Source organism: Streptomyces sp. NPDC126499, assembly GCF_040302485.1.
In the GTDB taxonomy this organism is placed as follows: Bacteria; Actinomycetota; Actinomycetes; order Streptomycetales; family Streptomycetaceae; genus Streptomyces.
Genome location: NZ_JBEOUO010000028.1, coordinates 34594 through 56670, shown reverse-complemented (window position 1 = coordinate 56670; position 22077 = coordinate 34594). Strand labels below are relative to the sequence as shown.

The 22077-nt window shown below is 74.4% G+C and carries 25 protein-coding genes and 1 pseudogene; 9 read left to right on the top strand and 17 right to left on the bottom strand.

Features of this window, described 5'->3' with window-relative positions:
* Nucleotides 1-96 precede the first annotated feature (96 nt).
* Nucleotides 97-1131 (top strand): phosphatase PAP2 family protein, encoded by a 1035-nt coding sequence (locus ABTZ91_RS30020; protein WP_352080360.1) that lies wholly within the window; start codon nt 97-99, stop codon nt 1129-1131.
* Between the two features lie 118 nt (nt 1132-1249).
* On the opposite strand, the gene ABTZ91_RS30015 is transcribed toward ABTZ91_RS30020, so the two are convergent.
* The 5 genes from ABTZ91_RS30015 to ABTZ91_RS29995 form a co-directional block, all read right to left on the bottom strand.
* The gene (locus tag ABTZ91_RS30015; protein ID WP_352080359.1) at nt 1250-1441 is read right to left on the bottom strand and encodes an I78 family peptidase inhibitor; all 192 of its coding nucleotides are present in this window, start codon (nt 1439-1441) and stop codon (nt 1250-1252) included.
* Between the two features lie 289 nt (nt 1442-1730).
* A complete protein-coding gene (locus tag ABTZ91_RS30010; RefSeq protein WP_352080358.1) occupies nt 1731-2720 on the bottom strand; it encodes a YafY family protein in 990 nt (329 codons plus the stop codon).
* A 57-nt stretch (nt 2721-2777) separates the two neighbouring features.
* Nucleotides 2778-4055: a glycosyltransferase gene (locus ABTZ91_RS30005; protein ID WP_352080357.1), complete on the bottom strand. Its 1278-nt coding sequence runs from the start codon at nt 4053-4055 to the stop codon at nt 2778-2780.
* Nucleotides 4056-4125: 70 nt separating this feature from the next.
* Nucleotides 4126-5427 (bottom strand): ABC transporter substrate-binding protein, encoded by a 1302-nt coding sequence (locus tag ABTZ91_RS30000; protein WP_352080356.1) that lies wholly within the window; start codon nt 5425-5427, stop codon nt 4126-4128.
* The gene (locus tag ABTZ91_RS29995) at nt 5402-5908 is read right to left on the bottom strand and encodes a hypothetical protein (RefSeq protein WP_352080355.1); all 507 of its coding nucleotides are present in this window, start codon (nt 5906-5908) and stop codon (nt 5402-5404) included. The genes ABTZ91_RS30000 and ABTZ91_RS29995 overlap by 26 nt, the downstream gene beginning before the upstream one ends.
* 136 nt (nt 5909-6044) lie before the next feature.
* Between ABTZ91_RS29995 and ABTZ91_RS29990 the strand changes: the two genes are divergently transcribed.
* The 3 genes from ABTZ91_RS29990 to ABTZ91_RS29980 are packed head-to-tail and all read left to right on the top strand — an operon-like array spanning nt 6045 to nt 9882.
* Nucleotides 6045-6458, top strand: a complete 414-nt coding sequence (locus tag ABTZ91_RS29990; protein ID WP_352080354.1) for a hypothetical protein — start codon at nt 6045-6047, stop codon at nt 6456-6458.
* Complete coding sequence (locus ABTZ91_RS29985; protein ID WP_352080353.1) at nt 6446-9202, top strand: ABC transporter permease subunit; 2757 nt, start codon at nt 6446-6448, stop codon at nt 9200-9202. Before ABTZ91_RS29990 ends, ABTZ91_RS29985 begins: the two co-directional genes overlap by 13 nt.
* Nucleotides 9199-9882 carry an ATP-binding cassette domain-containing protein gene (locus ABTZ91_RS29980; RefSeq protein WP_352080352.1) on the top strand — a complete coding sequence of 228 codons (684 nt, stop codon included), beginning with the start codon at nt 9199-9201 and terminating at the stop codon, nt 9880-9882. Before ABTZ91_RS29985 ends, ABTZ91_RS29980 begins: the two co-directional genes overlap by 4 nt.
* On the opposite strand, the gene ABTZ91_RS29975 is transcribed toward ABTZ91_RS29980, so the two are convergent.
* Nucleotides 9863-10402 (bottom strand): transglycosylase family protein, encoded by a 540-nt coding sequence (locus ABTZ91_RS29975; RefSeq protein ID WP_352080351.1) that lies wholly within the window; start codon nt 10400-10402, stop codon nt 9863-9865. The genes ABTZ91_RS29980 and ABTZ91_RS29975 overlap by 20 nt on opposite strands.
* A gap of 215 nt (nt 10403-10617) precedes the next feature.
* Here ABTZ91_RS29975 and ABTZ91_RS29970 point away from each other — a divergent pair, with 215 nt between their 5' ends.
* Together ABTZ91_RS29970 and ABTZ91_RS29965 are read left to right on the top strand one after the other, a co-directional pair.
* Entirely contained in the window at nt 10618-11400 is a 783-nt protein-coding gene (locus ABTZ91_RS29970; protein WP_352080350.1) for a hypothetical protein, read from the top strand.
* 179 nt (nt 11401-11579) lie between these two features.
* Nucleotides 11580-11801: a hypothetical protein gene (locus tag ABTZ91_RS29965; RefSeq protein ID WP_352080349.1), complete on the top strand. Its 222-nt coding sequence runs from the start codon at nt 11580-11582 to the stop codon at nt 11799-11801.
* Between the two features lie 178 nt (nt 11802-11979).
* On the opposite strand, the gene der is transcribed toward ABTZ91_RS29965, so the two are convergent.
* The 5 genes from der to aroH form a co-directional block, all read right to left on the bottom strand.
* Nucleotides 11980-13428, bottom strand: a complete 1449-nt coding sequence (der, locus tag ABTZ91_RS29960) for a ribosome biogenesis GTPase Der (RefSeq protein ID WP_352080348.1) — start codon at nt 13426-13428, stop codon at nt 11980-11982.
* Nucleotides 13429-13495: 67 nt separating this feature from the next.
* Entirely contained in the window at nt 13496-14083 is a 588-nt protein-coding gene (locus ABTZ91_RS29955; RefSeq protein WP_352080402.1) for a lysophospholipid acyltransferase family protein, read from the bottom strand.
* A 53-nt stretch (nt 14084-14136) separates the two neighbouring features.
* Entirely contained in the window at nt 14137-14814 is a 678-nt protein-coding gene (cmk, locus tag ABTZ91_RS29950; RefSeq protein WP_407078060.1) for a (d)CMP kinase, read from the bottom strand.
* Between the two features lie 122 nt (nt 14815-14936).
* Nucleotides 14937-16025 (bottom strand): prephenate dehydrogenase, encoded by a 1089-nt coding sequence (locus tag ABTZ91_RS29945; protein WP_352080346.1) that lies wholly within the window; start codon nt 16023-16025, stop codon nt 14937-14939.
* Entirely contained in the window at nt 16022-16384 is a 363-nt protein-coding gene (aroH, locus tag ABTZ91_RS29940; protein ID WP_352080345.1) for a chorismate mutase, read from the bottom strand. The genes ABTZ91_RS29945 and aroH overlap by 4 nt, the downstream gene beginning before the upstream one ends.
* A gap of 158 nt (nt 16385-16542) precedes the next feature.
* Between aroH and ABTZ91_RS29935 the strand changes: the two genes are divergently transcribed.
* From ABTZ91_RS29935 to ABTZ91_RS29925, 3 genes are read left to right on the top strand one after another with little or no spacing between them, the layout of a single operon-like run.
* Entirely contained in the window at nt 16543-16896 is a 354-nt protein-coding gene (locus tag ABTZ91_RS29935; RefSeq protein ID WP_352080344.1) for a DUF952 domain-containing protein, read from the top strand.
* A 45-nt stretch (nt 16897-16941) separates the two neighbouring features.
* Nucleotides 16942-17385, top strand: a complete 444-nt coding sequence (locus tag ABTZ91_RS29930; protein WP_352080343.1) for a Rieske (2Fe-2S) protein — start codon at nt 16942-16944, stop codon at nt 17383-17385.
* 10 nt (nt 17386-17395) lie between these two features.
* Nucleotides 17396-18148, top strand: coding sequence for a DNA polymerase beta superfamily protein (locus tag ABTZ91_RS29925; protein WP_352080342.1), 753 nt, complete (start codon nt 17396-17398; stop codon nt 18146-18148).
* Here ABTZ91_RS29925 and ABTZ91_RS29920 read toward each other — a convergent pair.
* From ABTZ91_RS29920 to pnuC, 6 genes and pseudogenes are all read right to left on the bottom strand, one after another.
* A pseudogene (locus ABTZ91_RS29920) lies at nt 18065-18379 on the bottom strand (DNA polymerase beta superfamily protein); the annotation flags it as partial. The gene ABTZ91_RS29925 and the pseudogene ABTZ91_RS29920 sit on opposite strands and share 84 nt — an antisense overlap.
* On the bottom strand, nt 18352-18513 hold the full coding sequence (locus ABTZ91_RS29915) for a hypothetical protein (RefSeq protein ID WP_352080341.1): 162 nt from the start codon (nt 18511-18513) through the stop codon (nt 18352-18354). The gene ABTZ91_RS29915 and the pseudogene ABTZ91_RS29920, both read right to left, overlap by 28 nt.
* Before the next feature lie 4 nt (nt 18514-18517).
* Nucleotides 18518-19528 (bottom strand): ADP-ribosylglycohydrolase family protein, encoded by a 1011-nt coding sequence (locus tag ABTZ91_RS29910; RefSeq protein WP_352080340.1) that lies wholly within the window; start codon nt 19526-19528, stop codon nt 18518-18520.
* Nucleotides 19525-20268 carry an NUDIX domain-containing protein gene (locus ABTZ91_RS29905; protein ID WP_352080339.1) on the bottom strand — a complete coding sequence of 248 codons (744 nt, stop codon included), beginning with the start codon at nt 20266-20268 and terminating at the stop codon, nt 19525-19527. The genes ABTZ91_RS29910 and ABTZ91_RS29905 overlap by 4 nt, the downstream gene beginning before the upstream one ends.
* Complete coding sequence (locus ABTZ91_RS29900) at nt 20265-21344, bottom strand: AAA family ATPase (protein ID WP_352080338.1); 1080 nt, start codon at nt 21342-21344, stop codon at nt 20265-20267. Before ABTZ91_RS29900 ends, ABTZ91_RS29905 begins: the two co-directional genes overlap by 4 nt.
* Complete coding sequence (gene pnuC / locus ABTZ91_RS29895; protein ID WP_352080337.1) at nt 21341-22000, bottom strand: nicotinamide riboside transporter PnuC; 660 nt, start codon at nt 21998-22000, stop codon at nt 21341-21343. The genes ABTZ91_RS29900 and pnuC overlap by 4 nt, the downstream gene beginning before the upstream one ends.
* Between the last annotated feature and the right edge of the window lie 77 nt (nt 22001-22077).

Sequence of the window (22077 nt, the reverse complement as noted above, 5' to 3'; positions counted from 1 at the left end):
ACAAACGCCCGGCCGAGAGCGACTCCACATCACATCGTCATCACGAAGAGACCGGAACGACCAAGGTCGCTACTCACTCCCTGTAACGTCGATTGGGTGCGTACCGACATCTTTGCCCGGCTGGACCGGGAGCCGGAACCGCCGAAGATAGAGGTCCCGCGGATGACCCGCACGCGTCTCGCCCTCTTCGGCGGGACGTCGGCGTTCTATCTGGCCATCGTCGTCGCCGTACTGCTGTCGACGTGGCTGGTGACCCTCGACTGGAAGATCATGCTCTTCCGGCCCTATCAGCAGTGGCCGGAGCTGCACGCCTTCCTCGACTACTACGTCGTCCTCGGCCAGCGCGGCCCCACGGCCGTCATGGTGGCGGCCTGGCTGGGCTGGCGCTCCTGGCGCCAGCACACCCTGCGGCCGCTGCTCTCCCTCGGAGCGGCGCTGCTGCTGCTCAATGTCACGGTCGGCTCGGTCAAACTCGGTCTCGGCCGGCTCGGCCCCCACTACGCGACGCAGGTCGGCTCCGCCGAGCTCTTCGCGGGCGGCGATATATTCCCGTCCGGTCACACGGCGAACGCGGTGGTGACCTGGGGCATCCTGGCCTATCTGGCGACCACGCCGAGGGCCCGCCGCTATCTGTCGGCCCTGTCGGCCGTGGTCGCGCTCGGCGTCGGCCTGACCACCGTCTACCTCGGTACGCACTGGCTGAGCGATGTGCTGCTCGGCTGGGCCGCGGGCCTGCTGATCCTGCTCGCGCTGCCCTGGTGCGAGCCGGTCATCGCGGTGGCGGAGGCCCGGATCCTGGGCGTGCGCGACCGGCTGCGCGAGCAGCTGCGGGCCCGCCGCAGGCTCGTTCCCTCGCTGCCCGTGGCGTCCGGCGGTCCGGTGCCCGGCCTGTTCCCGCCGCGCCCCGCGGGGGCCGAGGAGCCGGTGCGGGAGACCGTGGGTGCCGGTTCCGGCCGGGGCGCCACCGGCCGGGCCCCGGGACGCCCGGCCGCCCCGCTGGCGGCTCCGCGCGCGCCCCATCCGGCGCATCACGCGCACGCCGGCCATCACGCGGTGCGTTCGGAGCGCGGCCCGGTCGGACCGGCCGGCAGCCGTCGTCCGCCGCACTCCCGCCCGGCGACGGGCGGCTGAGCCGGCAGCCCCGGCACGACGACGCACGCGAGCGGGGAGGGCCCCGGCCGGTCATCGGCCGGGGCCCTCCCCCGTATCGCGCCGCACGCCCCCAAGGCCCCGGAGTGTCCGTCCGCCGTCAGCCGAGCCAGACGCGGGTGACGACGCCGTCCTCGACCTCGAAGTTGATGCGCCCATCCAGGTACTCCATGGTGATGATCGAGCCCGGGGGCAGGGAACGGACGACGCTCCAGCCCCGGATCCGGGCGAGCCGTTCGGCGTCGTCGGCGGCGAGACCCACATACGTATCGGGTGCGTGTTCGGGTGTCATACAGCTCACGTTAGTACCCCGCCGGTCACGCTTGTGTCACAGGTTCTCGACATATGGCCGGCCCGGGCCCGGTCGCCGACAGTGGCGGTTTCCAGCCGTTTCCCCGGTAATTCCCGGCCTTCCGCGCGGGAGACCCGAAGGCCCCGGCGGAGTCCTTACGGAATTCCGTCACGGTGCCTGCGGAGGGGAATTCCGGGGACCGGGCCCCTCCGCGCGGCATTCACGATTTCCCCGCATCCCGACCACATCATCAGCCGACCGTACGATCAGTCGGCCGGCCCCGCGCGGCTCACGAGTCCGCCGCCGAAGCGGCGCCGCCCGGCCGGTCGAGGGCCCGGGACAGCAGGTCCCTGAGCGCCCGTACGCGGTCCGTCAGCTCCGGCGGGTCGATCACCTCGAACTCGAGGCCGAGCATCGACACGTGGATCACGAGCAGATCGAGGCTGTGCGCCCCGGTCGCAAGGAGGCAGGAGGCGTCGCCCTCGGCGGTCAGCACGCCGTCGGCGATGCCGACCGCGGCGGCGGCCTCGGCGAGCGGGACGTGCAGCCGGATCGTCGCCTCGGTCGCGTACGCCGCCGTGGACACGCCCTTCGCCACATAGGCGGCCAGGTCCTCGGCGGGCGGCTCGCGGGGCGGGAAGCGGGGGCCGTGCGGCGGTGTCGGCACGATCCGGTCGGCCCGGAAGGTCCGCCAGTCGGCCCGGTCCACGTCCCAGGCCACCAGGTACCAGCGGCGCTCGCTGCACACCAGCCGGTGCGGTTCGACGGTCCTGCGGGTGGCGGCCCCCTCGTGGTCGCGGTACGCGAAGCGCAGCCGCTCGGCGTCCCGGCAGGCGTTCGCCAGCTCGGTCAGCACGGCCGGGTCGACGCGGTCCAGCGGGGTGCGCAGCATCGGCACGGTGAAGGCGTTGAGGGCGCCCACCCGGCGCCGCAGCCGCCCGGGGAGCACCTGCTCCAGCTTCGCCAGGGCGCGTACGGAGCTCTCGCCGATGCCCTCGACGCCCTGCCCGGCCGCGGCCCGCAGCCCGACGGCGACCGCGACCGCCTCCTCGTCGTCGAGGAGCAGCGGCGGCAGCTCGGCGCCCGCGCCCAGCTGGTAGCCGCCGCCGGTGCCGGGCGTGGCGTTCACCGGATAGCCCAGCCGCCGCAGCCGCTCGACGTCCCGCCGCACGGTCCGGGCCGTCACGCCCAGCCGGTCGGCGAGGGCGGCCCCGGACCACTCGCGGTGGGCCTGGAGCAGGGACAGCAGACGCAGCAGCCGTGCGGAGGTCTCCCACATGGGCGCGAGTCTGCCAGGGGTCGCGGACAGCCACGGTCCTCGATCGGCCCCGAGGCGTCAGCGGAAGCGGCGGACCAGGGCTCCGGCGCGCGCCTTCGCCGAGTAGACCGCGTCGACGACCGTGCCGACGGTGCGGTGGAGGGCGGCGCGGGCGGGCGGGTGGCTGCGGGAGCGCGCGGTGCCCCGGGCGGCGAGCTCGGTCCAGATCGCCTCGTGGCGGGCGGCGATCCGGACCGGGTCGAAGCGCTCGGAGGCGGCGAGGGCCGCCTTGGCGGCGCGGGCCCGGGCCTCGTCGTCGTTGATGAGGGCGAGCAGGGCGGCGGCGACCGCCGCCGTGTCGTCGACCGGGACGAGCCGGCCGTCGACACCGTCCTCGATGATCTCGGCGGGGCCGTACGGGCAGTCGGTGGAGACCACCGGCAGCCCGCAGCGCATCGCCTCGACGATGGTCATCCCGAAGGACTCGCGCCGGGAGGTGACGGCCGCCAGCGAGCCCTTCGCCCACTCCGGCTCCATGGGGTGGGCGGTCCCCATGAGGAAGACGTGCTCGCCGAGGCCCTGCCGCTCGATCTGCCGGGCGAGCGTCTTCCTCAGGTTGTCGGAGGCGTCGCCGGTGCCGTAGATCCGCAGCTTCCAGTCGGGGCGGGCGGCGGCCACGTCGGCGAAGGCGTCGATCAGCAGGTCGTACCGCTTGACCGGGGTGAGCCGGCCGGCCGCGACGACGATCTTGGAGGCGGGGTCGGCGGGCGGCACGCCGGGCGCGGGCACGCTGTTGGGCACGGCGTCGATCCGCACCCCGGGCAGGGCGAGCTTCCGGTACGCGCGGGCGTCGGCCTCGGTGACGGTGGTGACGGCGTCCAGGAGCGCGTACTCGTGGGCGATGTCGCGGCGCAGCCGGTAGCTGTGCCCGTCGAGGATCAGATGCTCCTGGCCGACGAGGACCGGTCCGCGCGGTGCCTGCCGGGCGAGCTGCACGTTGAGACCGGGGCGGGTGGCGACCACGACGTCCGCCTCGACCGACGCCAAGTACGCCCCGATGCGGGCGTCGGTGAGGGCGCTGTACTGCTTCCAGCGGCCGTCGCCGCGCGGAAAGACCCGGGCCGGGCGGTGGAAGTCGGGGTGCTCCCCGTCGTAACCGGGGCTGTTCTTCCGGATGTCGACGAGGTGGCGCAGGGTCACTCCGGCGGGGACGCCGAGGATCGGCTCGTCGCGGTGGCGGAAGACCGAGACGATCTCGACCTCGTGACGTTCCGCCAGCTCGGCGGCGAGCGTGAAGGTCGTCCGGATGGTGCCGCCGATGTGGTAGCCGTTGTGGAGCAGGAAGGAGATGCGCATGGGCCGTTCCGGTTCCCCCCGGTGAGTTGCGTGGTCGGGGCGACTGTACTGCCCGCCTGGGCGGGGTCGTTCACGGCCGGTATCCCAGTTGCGGCACGGTGGCGCAGTTCCGCGTCATCTCGCCCTGCGAGACCCAGCCCCGGCCGTCCTGCCAGCGGGCCACGGACAGGCAGGTGAAGCGGGTCGTCGGCGGCTCGGCCAGGTGCTCGAAGCGGACGGGCAGCAGCAGTCCGCGCGCGGTGTACGGCTCCGGCCGGCCGAGGTACGCCTCGACGCAGGCCCGGGTGAGCCGGTCGCCGCAGGACCGGGCCGCGTCGGTGAACCACATGGCCGCCGCCCAGCCCTCCAGCTGCCACTGGGACAGCGGCCGGTCGCCCATCGCCGCCCGGAACTCCCGTACCGCCGGGTGCCCGGTGTCCTCGTGGTTCCGGCTGGCTCCGGTCGCGAAGAGGGCGGCCCGGCAGCCGGGCGAGCGCGCGTAGTCGCGCGGCACGGACGAGGACCAGTTCTGCACGTTGGTCACCTTGGCGGCGACCCGCACGCCCGACGTCTCCATCGCTTCGCACAGCCGGGCGTTGCCGTGGGTGTCCATCGCGTCGAAGAGGAGGTCGGCCTTCCGCGCCCGCAGGTCGGCCGCCACCGCGCGGAAGTTGGGCAGCGCGAAGTCGACCTGCTCCTCCACCACCCGGTAGCCCTCGGCCCGCAGCCCCTGGGCGACAAGGCGGGCGTACGCGGCGGAGGCGGCCTGGTTGTACGAGACGACGGCGGCGGTGCGGGCGCCGAGGTGCTCCCGGAACCAGCGGTAGACCTCGGTGCCGCCGTAGAGCACGCCGTTCCAGCCGGGTGCGTGCCCGGTGCGCGGGGCGGAGCTGCCGTAGATCCCGTAGAGATGGGGGTACGTGTCGTAGGCCGGGGTCAGCGGCTGTCCGCCGACGTCGGGGACGCCGGCCCGGGCGACGCGCGGGGCGCCCGCGTAGTCGAGGGCGGTGGTGGCGACCAGGGCGAAGACCTTGCGCTCGTCGACCAGACGGTGCACGCAGGCGTTGTTGCCGACGCCGCTGCCGCCGTCGTCGCAGGTGACGACCTCGACGCGGCGGCCGTCGAGGCCGCCGCGGGCGTTGAGCGCGTCGAAGTAGGCGCGGGCTCCGTCGCGCGGGCCGGTGAGGGCCGCTCCGCCGACGGGGCTGGTGGCGCTGGTGATGATGCCGACGCGGAGCGGCTCACCGCCGGAGGGGGTGACGGTGGGCCGCGTCTCGAAGGCGCGCTCCGGGAGCCGGCTGCCGCAGCCGGTCGCGAGCAGGGCCAGGACGGCGAGGACGGCGGTCAGGAGCAGTGCCCCGGCCGCGTCAGCAGCCCGGGACCTGTGTCGCACCGCTGAGCTGGACGAGGCCGCAGAGGGTCCGCACGGAGACCTTCCAGGTGTCGTCCTGCAGGACGGAGGTGCCCTTGGCGTCGGGCAGGGCGGGCTTGCCGCCGACGAGCAGGTCGTAGGTGACGTTGGCGTCCGAGGGCGAGGTGAACTCGATCCCCTTGACCTTCGCGGAGCTCGCGGCGGCGTTCTTGTCACCGGCGAAGGCGGCGAGGACCGGGGCCATCCGCGCGCCGTTCTCCAGGAGCCTGATCCGCTCGGCGTTCGGCGTCTTCGGATCGAAGAAGGCCGTCCAGTTCTTGGTGATCTCCGCCTTGGCCGCCGCCGGGTCCACGGGCTGGGCCGCCATGGTGGGCAGGGTCGTCGAAGGGGGCTCCGTCCTGCCTCCGTTGCCGCCGTTGTCGTCCCCGCAGCTCGCGAGGGTCGGTGTCAGGACCAGTACCGCGGCTGCCGCGAGCGCGGCGGCACGTCTCTTCAGAACCATCTGGCTCACCACCGGATGTCCGTGCAGGCCGGGCGGCCTGATGATTCCAGGGTGTGCCGGTTCGGGGCATAGTGCAAGAAAGCGAATGAAGATGACATAAAGACCGGATGGTGGTCTGGAGGCCCAGGGAGGCGCCGTGCCGTCGACACCCCGGATCCTGCTGTGGGGAGGGCTCGCCGCGGCCGCCGCGGGCGCGGTGCTGTGCGTACTGGGCTGGTACGGGATCTCGGGCGAGCGGTTCGCGGAACGGCAACTGCCCTATCTGGCCTCGTGCACCGTGCCGGGGGCGGCGCTGGTGGTGGCGGGCGCGGTGCTGTGCGCGGCGGCCGTCCTCGGGCCCGTACCGCCGTCGTCGGCACGGCCGGACGAAGGACGGGACGCGCCGGAAGAGCCGACCGTGCCCTCCTCGGAGGGGCCGGTGCTCCGGGTCCCCGGCGGGACGCTCGCGCACCGGCCGGACTGCCCGCTGGTGGCCGGACGCCCGGAGGCGAGGCCGGCGGGCGACGCCGAACTCGCCCCCTGCCCGGTGTGTGAGCCGTGGCCTCGCTGACCTACGACCTGGTCCTCGCCGGCCTCGCCGTCGGCAGCGCGGCGGCGCTCACCGGCATCGGACTGATCGTCACCTACCGGGCGACCGGCGTCCTCAACCTCGCGCACGGCGCGATCGCCATGCTCTGCGCGTACGTGCTGCGGCAGCTCGTGGTGGAGTGGGGCTGGCCGCTGCCGCTCGGGGCCGCCGTCACCCTGCTCGTCGTCGCACCGGCCGTCGGCCTGGCCCTCGACCGGGCGGTGTTCCGGCCGCTGGCCCGCGCCGGGGCGGGGCCGGCCCAGACGCTGGTGGCCTCGATCGGCGTCTTCGTGCTGCTCGTCGGCGCGGCGGCGCTGGCCTGGGGCGGCGGGGCGCGCGACGACGCGCCCGTGGTGCTCGGCGACGACCCGTGGGCGCAGCTCGCGGCGGTGGTGGCACTGGCCTGCCTGGTGGGGGCGGTGACCCGGTGGACGCGGTTCGGACGCGAGCTGCGGGCGGTGGTGGACAACCGTCCGCTGGCCGTCCTCTCCGGCATCCCCGCGGACCGGGTGGCGGCGGCGGGCTGGGCGTTCGGCGCGGTCACGGCGGGCCTGACAGGTGTACTGCTCGCGCCGTACGTACGGCTCGACCCGTACGGGATGCCGCTCCTCGTGGTCGAGGTGATCGTGGTCGCGGTGGTGGCCCGGATGCGGAGCCTGCCGGTGGCGGTCCTGACCGCGCTCGCGCTGGGCGTGACACAGGCGCAGCTGACCCGGCTGCACCCGGAGGGATGGTCGGGCGAGCTGCTGCAGGCGGTCGCGGCGAACCTCTTCGTGGTGGCGCTGCTCGTGGCGGCCCTGGTGCTGCCGGGGGTCGGCGACGGGGACGCGCTGCCGCCGCCGAGCGTCGCGCCGCGGGTGCCGGCGGGCGTGTGGCCGGTGGTGGCGGTGCTCTTCGCGCTGCCCCTGGGCTTCGCGGGCGAGGACCTTTCGACGGCGGTGCAGGTGCCGGCGCTCGCGGTGGTCCTGCTGTCGTTGGTGGTGGTCTCGGGGCGGGGCGGCCAGATCGCGCTGGGGCAGGCGGCGTACGCGGGGCTCGGCGCGCTCTTCACGGGCCTGCTCGCGGGGGCCGGCCTCCCGGAACTGGTGGCGCTCGCGGTGGCGGTGCTGTGCGTGGCGCCGCTGGGCCTGCTGACCGGCTGGCCCGCGATCCGCCGGCACGGACTCGCGCTGGCCCTGGCGACGCTCGCGGTGGGGGTGGCGGTGAGCCGCTTCGTCTTCGCGCAGCCGTACGCGACGGCGGGCGTGACCCTGGAGCGCCCGGCCGGCTTCGAACCGGACCGCCGCTACTACCTGCTCGAACTGCTCGTCCTCACCTGCTGCCTGCTCCTGGTCGGCGCCCTGCGCCGGGGCCGCACGGGCCGTGCGCTGGCCGCGCTGCGCGACCACGAGCGGGGCGCGGAGGCCGCGGGGGTCCGCGTGGCCGGCCTCAAGCTCCTCGCCTTCGTCCTGGGCGCGTCCCTGGCGGCCCTGGGCGGCGGCCTCCTCGGCATGGGCGTCCGCGCCTTCGACCCCGACGCCTTCGACCCGGTCCGCGGCCTCCTCTGGTTCGCCGCCGTCCTGGCCCTCGGCGCCGACACCCTCCTCACCCCCCTCCTCGCCGCCACCCTCCTCATCGCCCTCGACGCCGGCACCCACGCGGGCGTGGCCGCCGCCGTGATCGGCCTCCTGGCCACCTTCACGGGGCGCGTGCCGCCGCTGCTGACGGCCCTGCTGCCGGGGGGCGGTGCGGGGGCGGGTGGCGGGGGTGAGCGTGGCGGCCGGCGGCGGTGGGGCGGGGGCGGGTCTGCTGGCCGGCGGCGGTGGGGCGGGGGCGGGTCTGCGGGCCGGCGGCCGTGGCGTGGGGGCGGGTCTGCGGGCCGGCGGCCGTGGCGTGGGGGCGGGGGCGGGTCTGCCGCGGGGGCCGGGCCAGCCGACGGCCCGCCGTCCACGGCGGGACCGGGGGACGACGTCTCCTCCGCACCGGTGGTGCGGGCGGGGACTCCCGCCTCGGCGGCCGAAGGCCGGGCGCGCCCCCGGCCGCCGGGGGCCGGGGCGGTGGGCGGCCCGCCCGCGGCGCGGGCGCGGCTGGACCCGCCCGGCGGTGCGCGGCTCGTCGCGCAAGGGCTCCGGCTCACCTATCCCGGGGGGCTCACCGCTCTCGACCGGGTCGACCTCGTGCTGCGGCCGGGTGGCGTGACCGCGGTCGTCGGGCCGAACGGGGCGGGGAAGAGCACGTTGTTCGACTGTCTCGCCGGGACGGTGCGGCCCACCGCCGGGCGGGTGCTGCTCGACGGGGTGGACATCACCCGGCGGCCCGCGCACGTCCGGCACCGGCTCGGGATCGGCCGGACGTTCCAGCAGCTCGCCGTGTTCCCGTCGCTCAGCGTCGAGGAGAACGTCCGTGTCGGCGCCCGGCCCGGGACCGGGGAGGACCCGGCGGTCGAGCGGGCGCTGCGGCTCGCCGGTCTCGGCGGCGGCGTGCGGCACCGGGCGGCCGCCGGTCTGCCGACCGGGACGCTCCGCAGGGTCGAGCTCGCCCGGGCGCTCGCGGGCGACCCGCACACCCTGCTGCTCGACGAGCCCGCCGCGGGCCTCGACGCTGACGAGACCGCCGCCCTCGCCCGGGTCCTCGCCGCCCTCGCCGCCGACGGCCTCGCCGTGCTCGTGGTCGAGCACGACCCGGACCTCGTCGCCGGCATCGCCCGTACCGTCCACACCATGGAAGGCGGCCGGATCGTGTCATGACCGTCGAGATCGCCCTGCGCCGCGCCCGGGTCCGCTACGGCCCGCTGGAGGCCCTGCACGGCCTCGACCTGCTCCTGCCCGCCGCCACCGTCACGGTCCTGCTCGGCCGCAACGGCGCCGGCCGCACCACCGCCCTGCGCGCCCTCGCCGGGACGGTGCCGCTCGCCGCCGGGCGGGTGGAGTGGCGCGGTACGGACGTCACCCGGCTGCCCGCCCACGAACGGGCCCGCCGCGGCCTGTGCTTCGTACCGGACCTGCGGGCCGTGTACGCGACCCTCACCGTCGCCGAGAACCTGGACCTGTCGGCGCCCGGTCGCCGGGACGAGGCCCTCGCCGCCTACCCGGAGCTCGCGTCCCTGCTCGGCCACCGCGCCGGGACCCTCTCCGGTGGCGAGCGCCGGATGCTCGCCCTGACCCGCGCCCTGCTCTCCCCGCTTTCCCCCGTCTCCCCCGCACGCGCGCGCGTGGTCCTGGTCGACGAGCCGTCCCTCGGCATGGCGCCGGCCGTGGCCTCCCGTACGTACGGGCTGCTCGCCGCCCTCGCCCGACCGCCCCGCTCGGCCGCCGTGGTCCTGGCCGAGCAGCGCGTCCCGGACGGCCTGCCGCCCGGCTCGGTCGTGTACGAGCTGCGCCGCGGCTCCCTCGCGGGGGGCCGCGAGATCACCGCTTCGGGAACGTGAGCCTCAGCATCGTGCCGATCATCAGCCGGTTCGGGTCCGGCCCGATCGCCGCCCGGTTCGCCTCGTACAGCGCCTGCCAGCCACCCTGGATCTTGAAGCGCCGGGCGATCGAGCTGAGCGTGTCGCCGGCCTGGACGACATGGGCGCGCCCGCTCAGGCCGTACCGCCGCGAGCACACCGGCCACGCCTCCCAGCCCTGAACCCGCAGCACGTCCTCGGCGACCGTGATCTGCTGCGCCCGGGTCGCCAGGTCGGCGCGGCGGGCGTGGCGGAGCCCGCCGAACTCCTCCCAGGTGGGCTGCCAGAACTGCAGCCCGCCGTAGAAGCCGTTGCCGGTGTTGGCGTGCCAGTCGCCGCCGCTCTCGCACTCGGCGACGCAACCCCACGGCCACTGGTCCTTCACGCACGCCTCGACGGGCGTGGGAGCGGTGGCGGGGCCCGACGCCTCGGCGACCGCTGCCGGGGACAGCAGCGACGCCGCCAGGACGGCGGCGGCCGTCGCATATCGGATCTTCGACATCGGGGCAGGCTAGGCAGCCGTTCCCGCCGCCGGCGCCGTGCCGCGCGGAACAGCGTTCACATGCCACCCGGTCGGAGTCACCGGCGCCGGGCGGGTCCCCGGCCCAACTTGGCGCCGCTCCGCGCGTGACCCCGGCCGTTCGTTCCCCGTTGAACTCGGCATGAGACGACCGGGATCCGCCCGTCGTCGCACGCGAAGAGTCCAGGGAGTCCCCCGTGCCGCGCATGCTCGACGTCAGCGAGGACGTACGCGCCGAGATCGGCGACGAAGAAGCCGACCGGCTGCTCGCCGGCGACAACGCCCCGGGCAGCTACGACTGCACCTCCTGCCGCACGCCCGGCGACTCCGAGCAGGAGCGCACCAGCACGGTGCTGTTCGTCGGCGAGGAGACCGCCGTCCTCGCCTTCGCCCACGCCAGCTGCATCCCGTCCCAGGTCGTCCGGGTCGCCGAGGAGCAGCTCCAGGGGGCCGTCGCCTCCATCACCGCCGCCGACGCCGCCGACTCCCTGTCCGCCGCGCACCCCCGGCAGGCGGTCCTCGGCGTCACCAGCGGCCTGGTCCTGATCGAGGGCGAGCTGCACCCGGCGCTCGTGGTGGAGCCGACCGCGCCGGTCGCCCGCCCCGGCTCGGACGGTCTGACCGACGAGTTCCTGCCGCTCCTGGTCGAGCAGGGCTTCCAGCCGGTCGCCGACGTCAACGTCAAGCCGGCCCCGCTGCCCGGCTGGTCGGTCCTGGTCGCCATGGGCCAGCTGCACTCCGTCCTCCAGCCCGGCGCGGGCGGCGTGGGGCAGGCCGCCTGGTGGCAGGCGCACCAGCCGCTCCAGGTGACCGAGGGCTGGCGGGCCGCGGCCAACAAGTCGCACACGGTGCTGGTCTTCGCCGCCCCGGTCGGCTCGATCGGCCAGCAGCCGCGCGAGGACCTGCTGCGCGACGCCCTGGAGAAGGCCGCGGCCAACGGGCGCCTGGTGGCCGCCGCGATGCCGCTGGCCGGTACGTGATGGAGGACGCGCGACCGGGCATAGGGCCGGCCCGCGTCCCGGGGGTGCCGACGGTCCCCCGGCCCCGGCGGGCTCCTCTTTCCGAGGGCCGCCCGCATCTCACGGACGCCGGGGTCGTTGGCAGATACGTGCACCCATACGACCCCTTCCGCGAGCAGTATCCGAGTCCGATCCCGTCCATGCGTCCGGCGCAGGACCTTCCGGCGGGCCGATCGTCGACGCCGATCTACGACGCCCTGTACTCCGAGTACCGCCGGACCTTCCGTACGCTGCCGGGTGACCGCAGCGGCGAGGAGGAGCTGAGCTTCCGGGCCTTCGGCACGGGGGCGGCGACCGGGCACCGGCAGCATGCGGGCTGGTCGGCGTACGCGCTCCCGCCGGGCCCACGGAGCGGCGTGTAGCGGCGCAGCGGACGCGAACGCGCGTACGGACGCGGACACGGACCCCCGTAGGGACCCGCATACGGACGCGGACACGGACCCGCACAGGGACCCGCATACGGCTGAGGGCCGGGGCTCATCGCCCCGGCCCTCAGCCGTTCGTCACGTGACTCGGTGACTCCGTGACTCCGTCACTCGGTCACTTCTTCTTGCCGCGCTTTTCGCGCACCCGCACCGAGATGTGGATCGGGGTGCCCTCGAAACCGAACTCCTCGCGCAGCCGGCGCTCGACGAAGCGGCGGTAGCCGGCCTCCAGGAAGCCGGAGGCGAAGAGCACGAACCGCGGCGGCTTGGTGCCCGCCTGCGTGCCGAAGAGGATGCGGGGCTGCTTGCCGCCGCGGATCGGGTGCGGGTGGGCGGCCACGAGCTCGCCGAGGAAGGCGTTGAGCCGGCCGGTGGGGACGCGGGTCTCCCAGCCGGCGAGGGCCGTCTCGATGGCCGGGACCAGCTTCTCCATGTGGCGGCCGGTCTTGGCGGAGACGTTGACCCGCGGCGCCCAGGAGACCTGCTGCATCTCGGTCTCGATCTCGCGCTCCAGGTAGTAGCGGCGCTCCTGGTCGAGCTCGTCCCACTTGTTGTAGGCGATGACGATGGCGCGGCCGGACTCGACCGCCATCGTGATGATGCGCTGGTCCTGGACCGAGATGTGGTCGGTGGTGTCGATGAGGATGACGGCCACCTCCGCCTTCTCGACGGCGGCCGCGGTCCGCAGGGAGGCGTAGTAGTCCGCGCCCTCCTGGAGGTGGACCTTCTTGCGGATGCCCGCGGTGTCGACGAACTTCCAGGTCTTGCCGCCCAGCTCGATCAGCTCGTCGACCGGGTCGCGGGTGGTGCCGGCCAGCTCGTTGACGACGACCCGCTCCTCGCCGGCGACCTTGTTGAGGAGGGAGGACTTGCCGACGTTCGGGCGGCCGATGAGGGCGATGCGGCGCGGGCCGCCGACGGCGTTGCCGAAGCGCTGCTCGGGGGCGTCGGGCAGCGCCTTGAGGACCTCGTCGAGGAGGTCGCCGGTGCCGCGGCCGTGCAGGGAGGAGACGGGGAACGGCTCGCCGAGGCCGAGGGACCACAGCGTGGCGGCGTCGGCCTCGCCGGAGGGGCCGTCGACCTTGTTGGCGGCGAGGACGACCGGCTTGCCGGCCCGGCGCAGCAGCTTGACGACGGCCTCGTCGGTGTCGGTGGCGCCGACGGTCGCGTCCACGACGAAGAGGCAGGCGTCGGCGGCTTCGATGGCGTACTCGGCCTGGGCGGCGACGGAGGCGTCGATGCCGAGGACGTCCTGCTCCCAGCCGCCGGTGTCGACGACCTTGAAGCGGCGGCCGGCCCACTCCGCCTCGTAGGTGACGCGGTCACGGGTGACGCCCGGCCGGTCCTCGACGACGGCCTCGCGGCGGCCGATGATCCGGTTCACCAGGGTCGACTTGCCGACATTGGGACGGCCGACGACGGCGAGGACGGGGAGCGGGCCGTGCCCGGCCTCCTCGATCGCGCCTTCGACGTCCTCGATGTCGAAGCCCTCTTCCGCGGCGAGCTCCATGAACTCCGCGTACTCGGCGTCGCCAAGTGCCCCGTGGTCGTGCTGGTCGTTCATGAAGTCCGTTCCTTGATCATTCGTGGTCGGTGGGTCCCGTCACCGGGCCCACTACTGAGAGTGTCGCTCAGCGCCCGGTGAGACGCCTGGCGTTTTCGAGGTGATCGGTGAGCCGTTCCTGGATGCGGAAGGTCGCCTCGTCCAGTGCCTTGCGGGTGCGCCGGCCGCTGCCGTCGCCCGCGTCGAAGGGATCGCCGAAGACGATGTCGACGCGGCTGCGCAGCGGGGGCAGCGCCTTGATCAACCGTCCGGGCCGCTCGGAACTTCCCAGTACGGCGACGGGGACGATCGGCGCGCCGCTGCGGACCGCGAAGTAGGCGAGACCGGCCCGCAGGGAGGCGAAGTCGCCCTCGCCGCGGGTGCCCTCCGGGAAGATCCCGAGGACGCCGCCGTGGTCCAGGACCGCGAGGGCGTTGGATATCGCCGTGCGGTCGGTGCTGTCGCGGTCGACCTTGAGCTGCCCGATGCCGGTGAGGAAGCCGCCGAGCGGGCCGACGAACGCTTCCTTCTTGACGAGGAAGTGCACGGGCCGCGGGGCGGTGCCCATGAGCATGGGGCCGTCGATGTTGTGCGCGTGGTTGACGGCGAGGATGACGGGGCCGGAGGCCGGCACCCGCCAGGCGCCGAGGACGCGCGGCTTCCACAGGCCGTACATCAGCCCGATGCCGATGCCCCGGCCGACGGCGGCGCCCTTCTGGGAGGGCTGGGTCACAGGGCGGCCGCCCGCTTCTGGCCCCGCTTCTCCTCCACCAGGGTCACCACGCACTCGATGACCTGGTCGAGGGTGAGGTCGGTGGTGTCCACCTCGACGGCGTCGTCGGCCTTGGCGAGCGGGGAGGTCTTACGGCTGGAGTCGGCCGCGTCCCGCTTGATCAGGGCCTGCTTGGTGGCGTGCACGTCGGCGCCCTTGAGCTCGCCGGAGCGGCGGGCGGCGCGGGCCTCGGGCGAGGCGGTGAGGAAGATCTTGAGGTCGGCGTCGGGCAGGACGGTGGTGCCGATGTCCCGGCCCTCGACGACGATGCCGCCCTCGGCGCCCTTGGCGATGGAGCGCTGGAGCTCGGTGATCAGGGTGCGCACCTCGGGGACGGCGCTGACGGCGCTGACCTTGGAGGTGACCTCCTCGGTGCGGATGGGTCCGGCGGCGTCCACCCCGTCGACGGTGATGGTGGGCTTGGCCGGGTCGGTGCCGGAGACGATGACGGGCTTGCCGGCGGCGTTGGCGATCGCGTCGGCGTCGTGGACGTCGACGCCGTTGCTGATCATCCACCAGGTGATGGCCCGGTACTGGGCCCCGGTGTCGAGATAGCTCAGGCCCAGCTTGGCGGCAACCGCCTTCGAGGTGCTCGACTTGCCCGTGCCGGAGGGGCCGTCGATGGCGACGATCACGCTTTCCACGGTGGGGAACGCCTTCCTGGGTGAGCGACTGCCCCCGTCGTACGTGCGGGGGACCCCCACAAGGTTACCGAGTCCCCCGCACCCGTTCGGCCCAGCGGGCGGGCGGACGGTCCTCAGCCCGTCCGCAGCGCCCAGCCCCGTTCCTGCAGCGCGGCTCCCAGGACCGGGGCCGCGGAAGGGGTCACCATCAGCTGGACCAGGCCGGCCTGCTGGCCCGTCGCGTGTTCGATGCGGACGTCCTCGATGTTGACTCCCGCCCGGCCCGCGTCGGCGAAGATGCGGGCGAGTTCGCCGGGCTGGTCGCTGATGAGGACGGCGACGGTCTCGTAGACGGCGGGGGCGGCGCCGTGCTTGCCGGGGACGCGGGCGCGGCCGGCGTTGCCGCGGCGCAGGACGTCCTCCACGCCCGAGGCGCCGGCGCGGCGCTTGGCCTCGTCGCCGGATTCGAGGGCGCGCAGGGCTCGTACCGTCTCGTCGAGGTCCGCCGCGACGCCCGCGAGGACGTCGGCGACGGGCCCGGGGTTAGCGGAGAGGATCTCGACCCACATGCGGGGGTCGGAGGCGGCGATCCGGGTCACGTCACGGATGCCCTGCCCGCACAGCCGTACCGCCGTCTCGTCGGCCTCCTCCAGGCGGGCCGCCACCATCGACGACACCAGCTGCGGGGTGTGCGAGACCAGCGCGACGGCGCGGTCGTGGGCGTCGGCGTCCATGACGACGGGGACGGCCCGGCACAGGGCGACCAGTTCGAGGGCGAGGTTGAGGACCTCGGTGTCGGTGTCGCGGGTGGGCGTGAGCACCCAGGGCCGGCCCTCGAAGAGGTCGGCGGTGGCGGCCAGCGGCCCGGAGCGCTCCTTGCCGGACATCGGGTGGGTTCCGATGTACGCGGTCAGGTCCAGGCCCAGTTCCTCCAGCTCCCGCTTGGGCCCGCCCTTCACGCTCGCCACGTCGAGGTAGCCGCGGCCGAGACCGGCCCGGATCGCGTCGGCGAGGGTGCCGGCGACGTGCGCGGGCGGTACGGCGACCAGGACCAGGTCCACCGGCCCCTCGGGCGCCTCGTCGGTGCCGGCGCCGAGCGCGGCGGCCGTACGGGCCCTGGCCGGGTCGTGGTCGCGCAGGTGGACGGTGACGCCCCGGCCGGCGAGGGCCAGCGCGGCGGAGGTGCCGATCAGGCCGGTTCCGATGACGAGCGCGGTTCTCACTGGGCGATGTCCTTGCGCAGGGCGGCCGCGGCGCCGAGGTAGACGTGCGCGATCCGGGACTTGGGCAGATCCGACTCGACGTGCGCGAGGAGCCGGACGACCCTCGGCATCGCGCCCTCGATGTCGAGCTCCTGGGCGCAGATGAGGGGGACGTCCACGATGCCGATGCGGCGGGCCGCCGCGGCCGGGAAGTCGCTGTGCAGGTCGGGGGTGGCGGTGAACCAGATGCTGATCAGGTCGTCCGCGGTCAGGCCGTTGCGTTCGAGCACGGCGGTGAGCAGCTCCTCGACCTGCTCGTGCATGTGTCCGGCCTCGTCCCGCTCCAGCTGGACGGCGCCTCGGACGGCTCGTACCGCCACCTCGTACTCCTTCGCCTGCGTCAGTGCTCCGACCAGCCTAGTCAGCCGGGCGGAGGGGCGGTCGCGGCGCCCGCCCTCCGAGACGGCGGGCCGTGCGGGCGATGCCCGCGGGGCAGAGCGAGCCGTGCGGGCGATGTCCGCAGGGTAGAACTGTCGGCATGCTGCTGCACGTCGTCCCGCTGGACGCATGGTCCGCCCGCCCCGACCTCCCCTACGCCCCGGCGTCCCTCGCCGCCGAGGGTTTCGTCCACTGCTCCCCGGACGAGACCTCCGCCCTCGCGATCGCCGACGCCCACTACCGGGACGTGGCCGGGCCGCTGCTGGTCCTGGTGATCGACGAGACCCGGCTGGGCGGCGAGGTCCGCTGGGAGGGAGCGGGGGGTGCCGAGGGCTCGAAGGGCACGCTCTTCCCGCATGTGTACGGGCCGGTCGAGCGGTCCGCGGTCACGGCGGTCCTGGAGGTGCGGCGGGACGCGGACGGCCGTGCGAGGGAGCTGGCACCCCGGGCGTAGGCGTGTTGCGGCACGCGCGCGGGGCGCACGGCCAAGCTGGTCGGCATGACGACTGCTGACGCCCTGCCCCGCCGTACGGCACTCCTCGCCGGTGCGGTCCTGGTGACCGGCTGCGGATCGAACGGATCGGACGGATCGGACGGTCCGAAGGAGGAGCCCGCGGCCTCGACGCCGGCCGGGCCCACGTCACCCGCCTCCCCCGGCCGCGCCCTCGCCCGCACGTCGGAGATCCCGGTCGGCGGCGGCAAGGTCTTCAAGGAGGAGAAGGTGGTGGTCACCCAGCCGTCGGCGGGCGACTTCAAGGCCTTCTCGGCGGTCTGCACCCATCAGGGCTGCATCGTGGGCAAGGTCGCCGACGGCACGATCGACTGCCCCTGCCACGGCTCGCGGTTCCGTGTGGCGGACGGTTCGGTCGCCGCCGGTCCGGCGACCCGGCCGCTGCCCACCGAGACGATCAATGTGTCGGCGGACACGATCACTCTGGCCTAGCCTGTCGCGCATGACTCCCGAGGAACTGGTGCGCGACCACACGATCTACTCCTGTGTCATGGGGTCGCGCGCGTTCGGTCTGGCCACCGAGGACAGCGACACCGACCGCAGGGGCGTGTACCTCGCCCCCACCCCGCTGTTCTGGCGCTTCGACAAGCCGCCCGCCCATGTGGAGGGCCCGGCCCCCGAGCAGTTCAGCTGGGAGCTGGAACGCTTCTGCGAGCTCGCCCTGCGCAACAACCCGAACGTCCTGGAGTGCCTGCACTCCCCCGTCGTCGAGCACGCCGACGCGACCGGCGGCGAACTGCTGTCCCTGCGCGGGGCGTTCCTCTCCCGCCGGTCGCACGCCACCTTCGTGCGGTACGCGGCCGGCCAGCGCCGCAAGCTCGACGCCGACGTCCGCCAGTACGGCGCCCCGCGCTGGAAGCACGCCATGCATCTGCTGCGCCTGCTCACCAGCTGCCGTGACCTGCTGCGCAGCGGTGAACTCCGGGTCGACGTGGGCGAGGACCGCGAGCGTCTGCTCGCGGTCAAGCGGGGCGAGGTGTCCTGGCCGGAGGTGGAGTCCTGGATGAACCGCCTCCAGGACGAGGCCGACCACGCCCACACCACCAGCCCCCTCCCCGAGGCCCCGGACACCGCCCGCGTCGAGGACTTCCTGACCCGCGCCCGCCGCGCCTCAGCCCTGCGCGTGCTCGACGCGCACCCGCACGACGAGCTCGTGCAGCGCGCCGAGGGCGCCGGACTCGCCTCGGAGACCTGAGTCGGCCTGCGCGGCGTCGAGTACGGCGTGCAGCCGTTCCACCTCGGCCCGTACGTCCTCCGTCGCGACCGGCGCCGCCCCGTGCTCGGCGGCCGCCTTGACCTCGACGAGGTCGGGCAGCCGTGCGGGCGCCTCGGGTACCTCGGCGACGAGCGTGGGCAGGTGCGCCTGGATCTCGCCCGACCGCATGAGGTGGATGCCGGTCAGCAGCGCCCGGTAGGTGTAGAGCAGTAGAGGTGGGCGCCGGACACGGTGGCGAAGAGCAGCGGGTCGGGCTGCTCGGCCACGACCGCGGACAGGCCCAGACCGGGCAGCCGGGCGCGGGCCAGACCGGCCTCGGCCGTGCGGACCTTCGAGTGCGTCATGGGCTCAAGCGTCCCAGAGCGCGCCGAACGCCAGCAGCTCGTCCCGGTACTCCACCCGCTCCGCCCATTCCCTCGGCCACGCGTCCGCGCCCAGGTGCGCGCCGGCGAAGGCGCCCGTGAGGGCGGCGATGGAGTCGGAGTCGCCGCGGGTGCAGGCGGCCCGGCGCAGGGCGGTGAGGGGCTCGTCGGGGAAGAGCAGGAAGCAGAGCAGGCCGGTGGCCAGCGCCTCTTCGGCGATCCAGGCGTCACCGGTGTACGTGCAGGGGTCGATCTCCGGGTCGGCGGTGCGCTGGACGGCGTCCAGCCGCTCCAGGACGGCCAGGCACTCGTCCCAGCCGCGCCGGATGAAGTGCAGGGCGCTGGGGTCCTGGGAGCGGGTCCACAGGTCGCCGAGCCAGCGCTCGTCGTAGCGGGAGCGGTTCTCCAAGGCGTACGAACGGAGCTGCCCGACGAGGCCGGTGGGGTCCACGCCCCGCGCGAGCAGGTGCACGGCCCGTGCGGTCAGGTCGGAGGCGGCCAGGGCGGTGGGGTGACCGTGGGTGAGGGCGGACTGGAGCTGGGCGGCGCCGGCCCGCTGCTCGTCGCTCAGGCCCGGCACGAGCCCGATGGGCGCGACCCGCATGTTGGCGCCGCAGCCCTTGGAGCCGACCTGGCTGGCGTCCTGCCAGAGCCGGTCGGTGGACAGCAACTGGCAGGCGACCATGCAGGTGCGGCCGGGGGCCCGGTTGTTCTCGGGCGACCTGTGCCACTCGACGTACTCCTCACGGAGCGGGCGGGTGAGGCGCAGCGGCGTGAGCGGTCCCCGCTCCATGGCGGTGCGGATGCCCCGCGCGAAGGCGAGGGTCATCTGGGTGTCGTCGGTGACCCTGCCCTTCTCGGGGAGCGCGAGCTCCCGCCAGGGCCCGTACCAGCTCATGATCCTGGGTACGTCGATGAACTCCGTGGGCAGCCCCAGCGCGTCCCCCAGCGCCAGCCCGATCAGCGCCCCCGTCGCCGCCCGCTTCGTCGTCGTCATGCCGTCCGTCCTTCCGGTCGCAGCAAGGGCGGGTGGAGCGCCGTGGCCTCTCCCGCCCGGTAGAGAGCGGCCGGTTTCCCCCGTCCGCCGGTGCGGCGCGGCGGTGCCTCGACGGGCCGGACGAAGCCGGGGGTGGCGAGGACCTTGCGCCGGAAGTTGGGGCGGTCGAGTGGGACGCCCCAGACCGTCTCGTACACCTGCCGCAGCTCGCCGAGGGTGAACTCGGCCGGGCAGAAGGCGGTGGCGAGACAGGTGTACTCGAGTTTGGCGCCGACCCGTTCGCGGGCGTCGGCGAGGATGCGGTCGTGGTCGAAGGCGAGGTCGTGGACGTCCTCGTAGGGCAGCCAGCGGGCCTGTGCCGCGTCGCCGCCGCCGCGTGGTTCGGGCAGGTCGGGGACGAGCGCGGTGAAGGCGACGGAGACCACCCGCATCCTGGGGTCGCGGTCGGGCTCGCTGTAGGTGCGCAGCTGTTCCAGGTGGAGCCGGGCGGCGTTGGCCTCGGACAGGCCGGTCTCCTCGGCCAGTTCGCGGCGCGCGGCCTGCTCGGCGGACTCGTCGGGCAGGACGAAGCCGCCGGGCAGGGCCCAGGCTCCGGCGTAGGGCTCCTGGCCACGCTGGACGAGCAGGACGTGCAGGCGTTCCTGGCGGACGGTGAAGACGGCGAGGTCGGCGGTGAGGGCGAACGGTTCGAAGGCGTACTTGTCGTAGGCCCCGGGTGCGGAGGGGCGTTCTGTGGTCATCGGCGTTCCGGGAGCGGGTCGGTGAAGTGCCAGCCCTCGGCGAGCAGCGCGTCCACGGCGGCGACGGCGGTCGCGAGGCGTTCCTCGTGGGGGCCGGTGAGCAGGACGGTGCGGCGGCCGGTGTGGGCGAGCTGGGCGAGGAAGCGCGCGGTCATCCAGGGCCGGAGGTGTTCGCCGTCGCGCAGCCCGTCGTCCTCGAAGTCGACGCCCCGGTGGTCGGTGAGCAGCCACAGGTGCTGCCGGCCGCGGGCGGCGATCTCGCCGGTGCCGGGGCTGGTGGTGCCCATGTACCGCTCGTGCCAGATGGTGGTGGCGAAGGCGTCGGTGTCGCAGAAGAGGACGGGCGAGCCGTCGCGGGCGGCCTCCTCCTCCAGTTCGGCCTGGCGCAGGGCGATGACGGGGAAGTCGGCGGAGTGGAAGGTGACGTCGGACCAGCCGGCGCCCGGCCGCTCGGCGCGCAGTTCGGCGAGTTTGAGCTCGCTGTAGGCGCGTCCGTACTCGGGGACGCACCGGGTGCGGGCCCATACGCCGCCGCGCCGCCGGTAGTGGTCGGCGAGGGCGAGCGCCATGGTGGTGGTGCCGGTGGACTCGGCGCCGAGGACGACGACCCGGCGGGTGAGGGCGGCCCGTACGGGGGCCTCCAGCTGGTCCCAGTGGGCGACCGGGTCGGCGCGCACGGCGGTGCCGGAGACGGGGTGGCGGAGCCGTTCGGGGTCGACGCAGACGGCGGCGGCGCCGAAGCGGCGGCCGAGCTCCTCCCCGTACGGCTCCGAGGTGAAGACGGCGTCGACGGTCTCGGGCACCGCGGTCCGGAAGACCGCCATGTGGGCGTCCCACACATCGGGGTCGTGGAGGTCGACGGGGTGGTCGTCCATGGCCCCCACGACGAGCGCGTCGGGGTGGATCTCGCGCATCCAGGCGACCCGCTCGGCGAGGGGGACGGACTCGACCGAGGAGGCGCAGACGAGCACGGTCAGGCGCTCGCAGCTCTCGCGCGCGGTGCGGACGAGGTGGTGGTGGCCGGCGTGCGGCGGATAGAACTTGCCGAGGACGAGGCCGTGGCCGTAGCGCTTCATGCCGCCGCCTCCACGGGGAGGGCGCGCCGGGCGGTGAGGTCGCGCCGCCAGTCGCGCAGGCCGAGCACGCAGAGCGTCATGAAGCCGACGTACAGCACCGAGGTGAGGTAGAGCTCCTTGTACGCGTACAGGGGCACGTAGACGACGTCGGCGGCGATCCAGAGCCACCAGGACTCCAGTCGCTTTCGGCACTGGCCGTAGGTGGCCATCAGGGACAGCGCGGTCGTCAGGGCGTCCCAGAAGGGGACGGTCGAGTCGGTGGCCCGGTCGAGGAGCAGGGTGAGGGCGAGGGTCCCCACCGCCCCCGCCGCGACGAGCCAGGTCCACTCGGTGCGGCTGGTGCGCCGTACCGGGAGGGTCCGGGTGACGGAGCCTGGTCCACCCCCGTGGGTCCAGGTCCACCAGCCGTACGCGGCGAGGGCGATGAAGACGATCTGGAGGCCGGCGTCGGCGTACAGCCCGCTCTGGGAGAAGAGCAGGACGAAGAAGACGTTGTTGGCCATGCCGATGGGCCAGTTGGCGATGTGCTGACGGGCGACGAGCCAGACGCAGAGCGCCCCGCTCCCGAAGCCCAGCACCTCGGTCCAGGAGACCGGGGTGTCGAGGAGCGTGAAGAGCGGCTGCTGGAGCGGGTCCAGGACGTGTCCGAGACTCATGCTCGCCTCCCGTTGAGCCCTTAAAAGTCAGCCTGACTATAAATGGTGGCCGCACTCGACCACAAGTACGAAAAGGG

Excerpts from the sequence above, each read along its gene's own strand:
- ABTZ91_RS30015 (WP_352080359.1), bottom strand. The coding sequence starts at position 1,441 with ATGACACCCGAACACGCACCCGATACGTATGTGGGTCTCGCCGCCGAC.
- ABTZ91_RS30010 (WP_352080358.1), bottom strand. The coding sequence starts at position 2,720 with ATGTGGGAGACCTCCGCACGGCTGCTGCGTCTGCTGTCCCTGCTCCAG.
- ABTZ91_RS30005 (WP_352080357.1), bottom strand. The coding sequence starts at position 4,055 with ATGCGCATCTCCTTCCTGCTCCACAACGGCTACCACATCGGCGGCACC.
- ABTZ91_RS29995 (WP_352080355.1), bottom strand. The coding sequence starts at position 5,908 with ATGGTTCTGAAGAGACGTGCCGCCGCGCTCGCGGCAGCCGCGGTACTG.
- ABTZ91_RS29980 (WP_352080352.1), top strand. The coding sequence starts at position 9,199 with ATGACCGTCGAGATCGCCCTGCGCCGCGCCCGGGTCCGCTACGGCCCG.
- ABTZ91_RS29975 (WP_352080351.1), bottom strand. The coding sequence starts at position 10,402 with ATGTCGAAGATCCGATATGCGACGGCCGCCGCCGTCCTGGCGGCGTCG.
- ABTZ91_RS29965 (WP_352080349.1), top strand. The coding sequence starts at position 11,580 with ATGCGTCCGGCGCAGGACCTTCCGGCGGGCCGATCGTCGACGCCGATC.
- der (WP_352080348.1), bottom strand. The coding sequence starts at position 13,428 with ATGAACGACCAGCACGACCACGGGGCACTTGGCGACGCCGAGTACGCG.
- ABTZ91_RS29955 (WP_352080402.1), bottom strand. The coding sequence starts at position 14,083 with ATGTACGGCCTGTGGAAGCCGCGCGTCCTCGGCGCCTGGCGGGTGCCG.
- ABTZ91_RS29935 (WP_352080344.1), top strand. The coding sequence starts at position 16,543 with ATGCTGCTGCACGTCGTCCCGCTGGACGCATGGTCCGCCCGCCCCGAC.
- ABTZ91_RS29930 (WP_352080343.1), top strand. The coding sequence starts at position 16,942 with ATGACGACTGCTGACGCCCTGCCCCGCCGTACGGCACTCCTCGCCGGT.
- ABTZ91_RS29925 (WP_352080342.1), top strand. The coding sequence starts at position 17,396 with ATGACTCCCGAGGAACTGGTGCGCGACCACACGATCTACTCCTGTGTC.
- ABTZ91_RS29915 (WP_352080341.1), bottom strand. The coding sequence starts at position 18,513 with ATGACGCACTCGAAGGTCCGCACGGCCGAGGCCGGTCTGGCCCGCGCC.
- ABTZ91_RS29910 (WP_352080340.1), bottom strand. The coding sequence starts at position 19,528 with ATGACGACGACGAAGCGGGCGGCGACGGGGGCGCTGATCGGGCTGGCG.
- ABTZ91_RS29905 (WP_352080339.1), bottom strand. The coding sequence starts at position 20,268 with ATGACCACAGAACGCCCCTCCGCACCCGGGGCCTACGACAAGTACGCC.
- ABTZ91_RS29900 (WP_352080338.1), bottom strand. The coding sequence starts at position 21,344 with ATGAAGCGCTACGGCCACGGCCTCGTCCTCGGCAAGTTCTATCCGCCG.
- pnuC (WP_352080337.1), bottom strand. The coding sequence starts at position 22,000 with ATGAGTCTCGGACACGTCCTGGACCCGCTCCAGCAGCCGCTCTTCACG.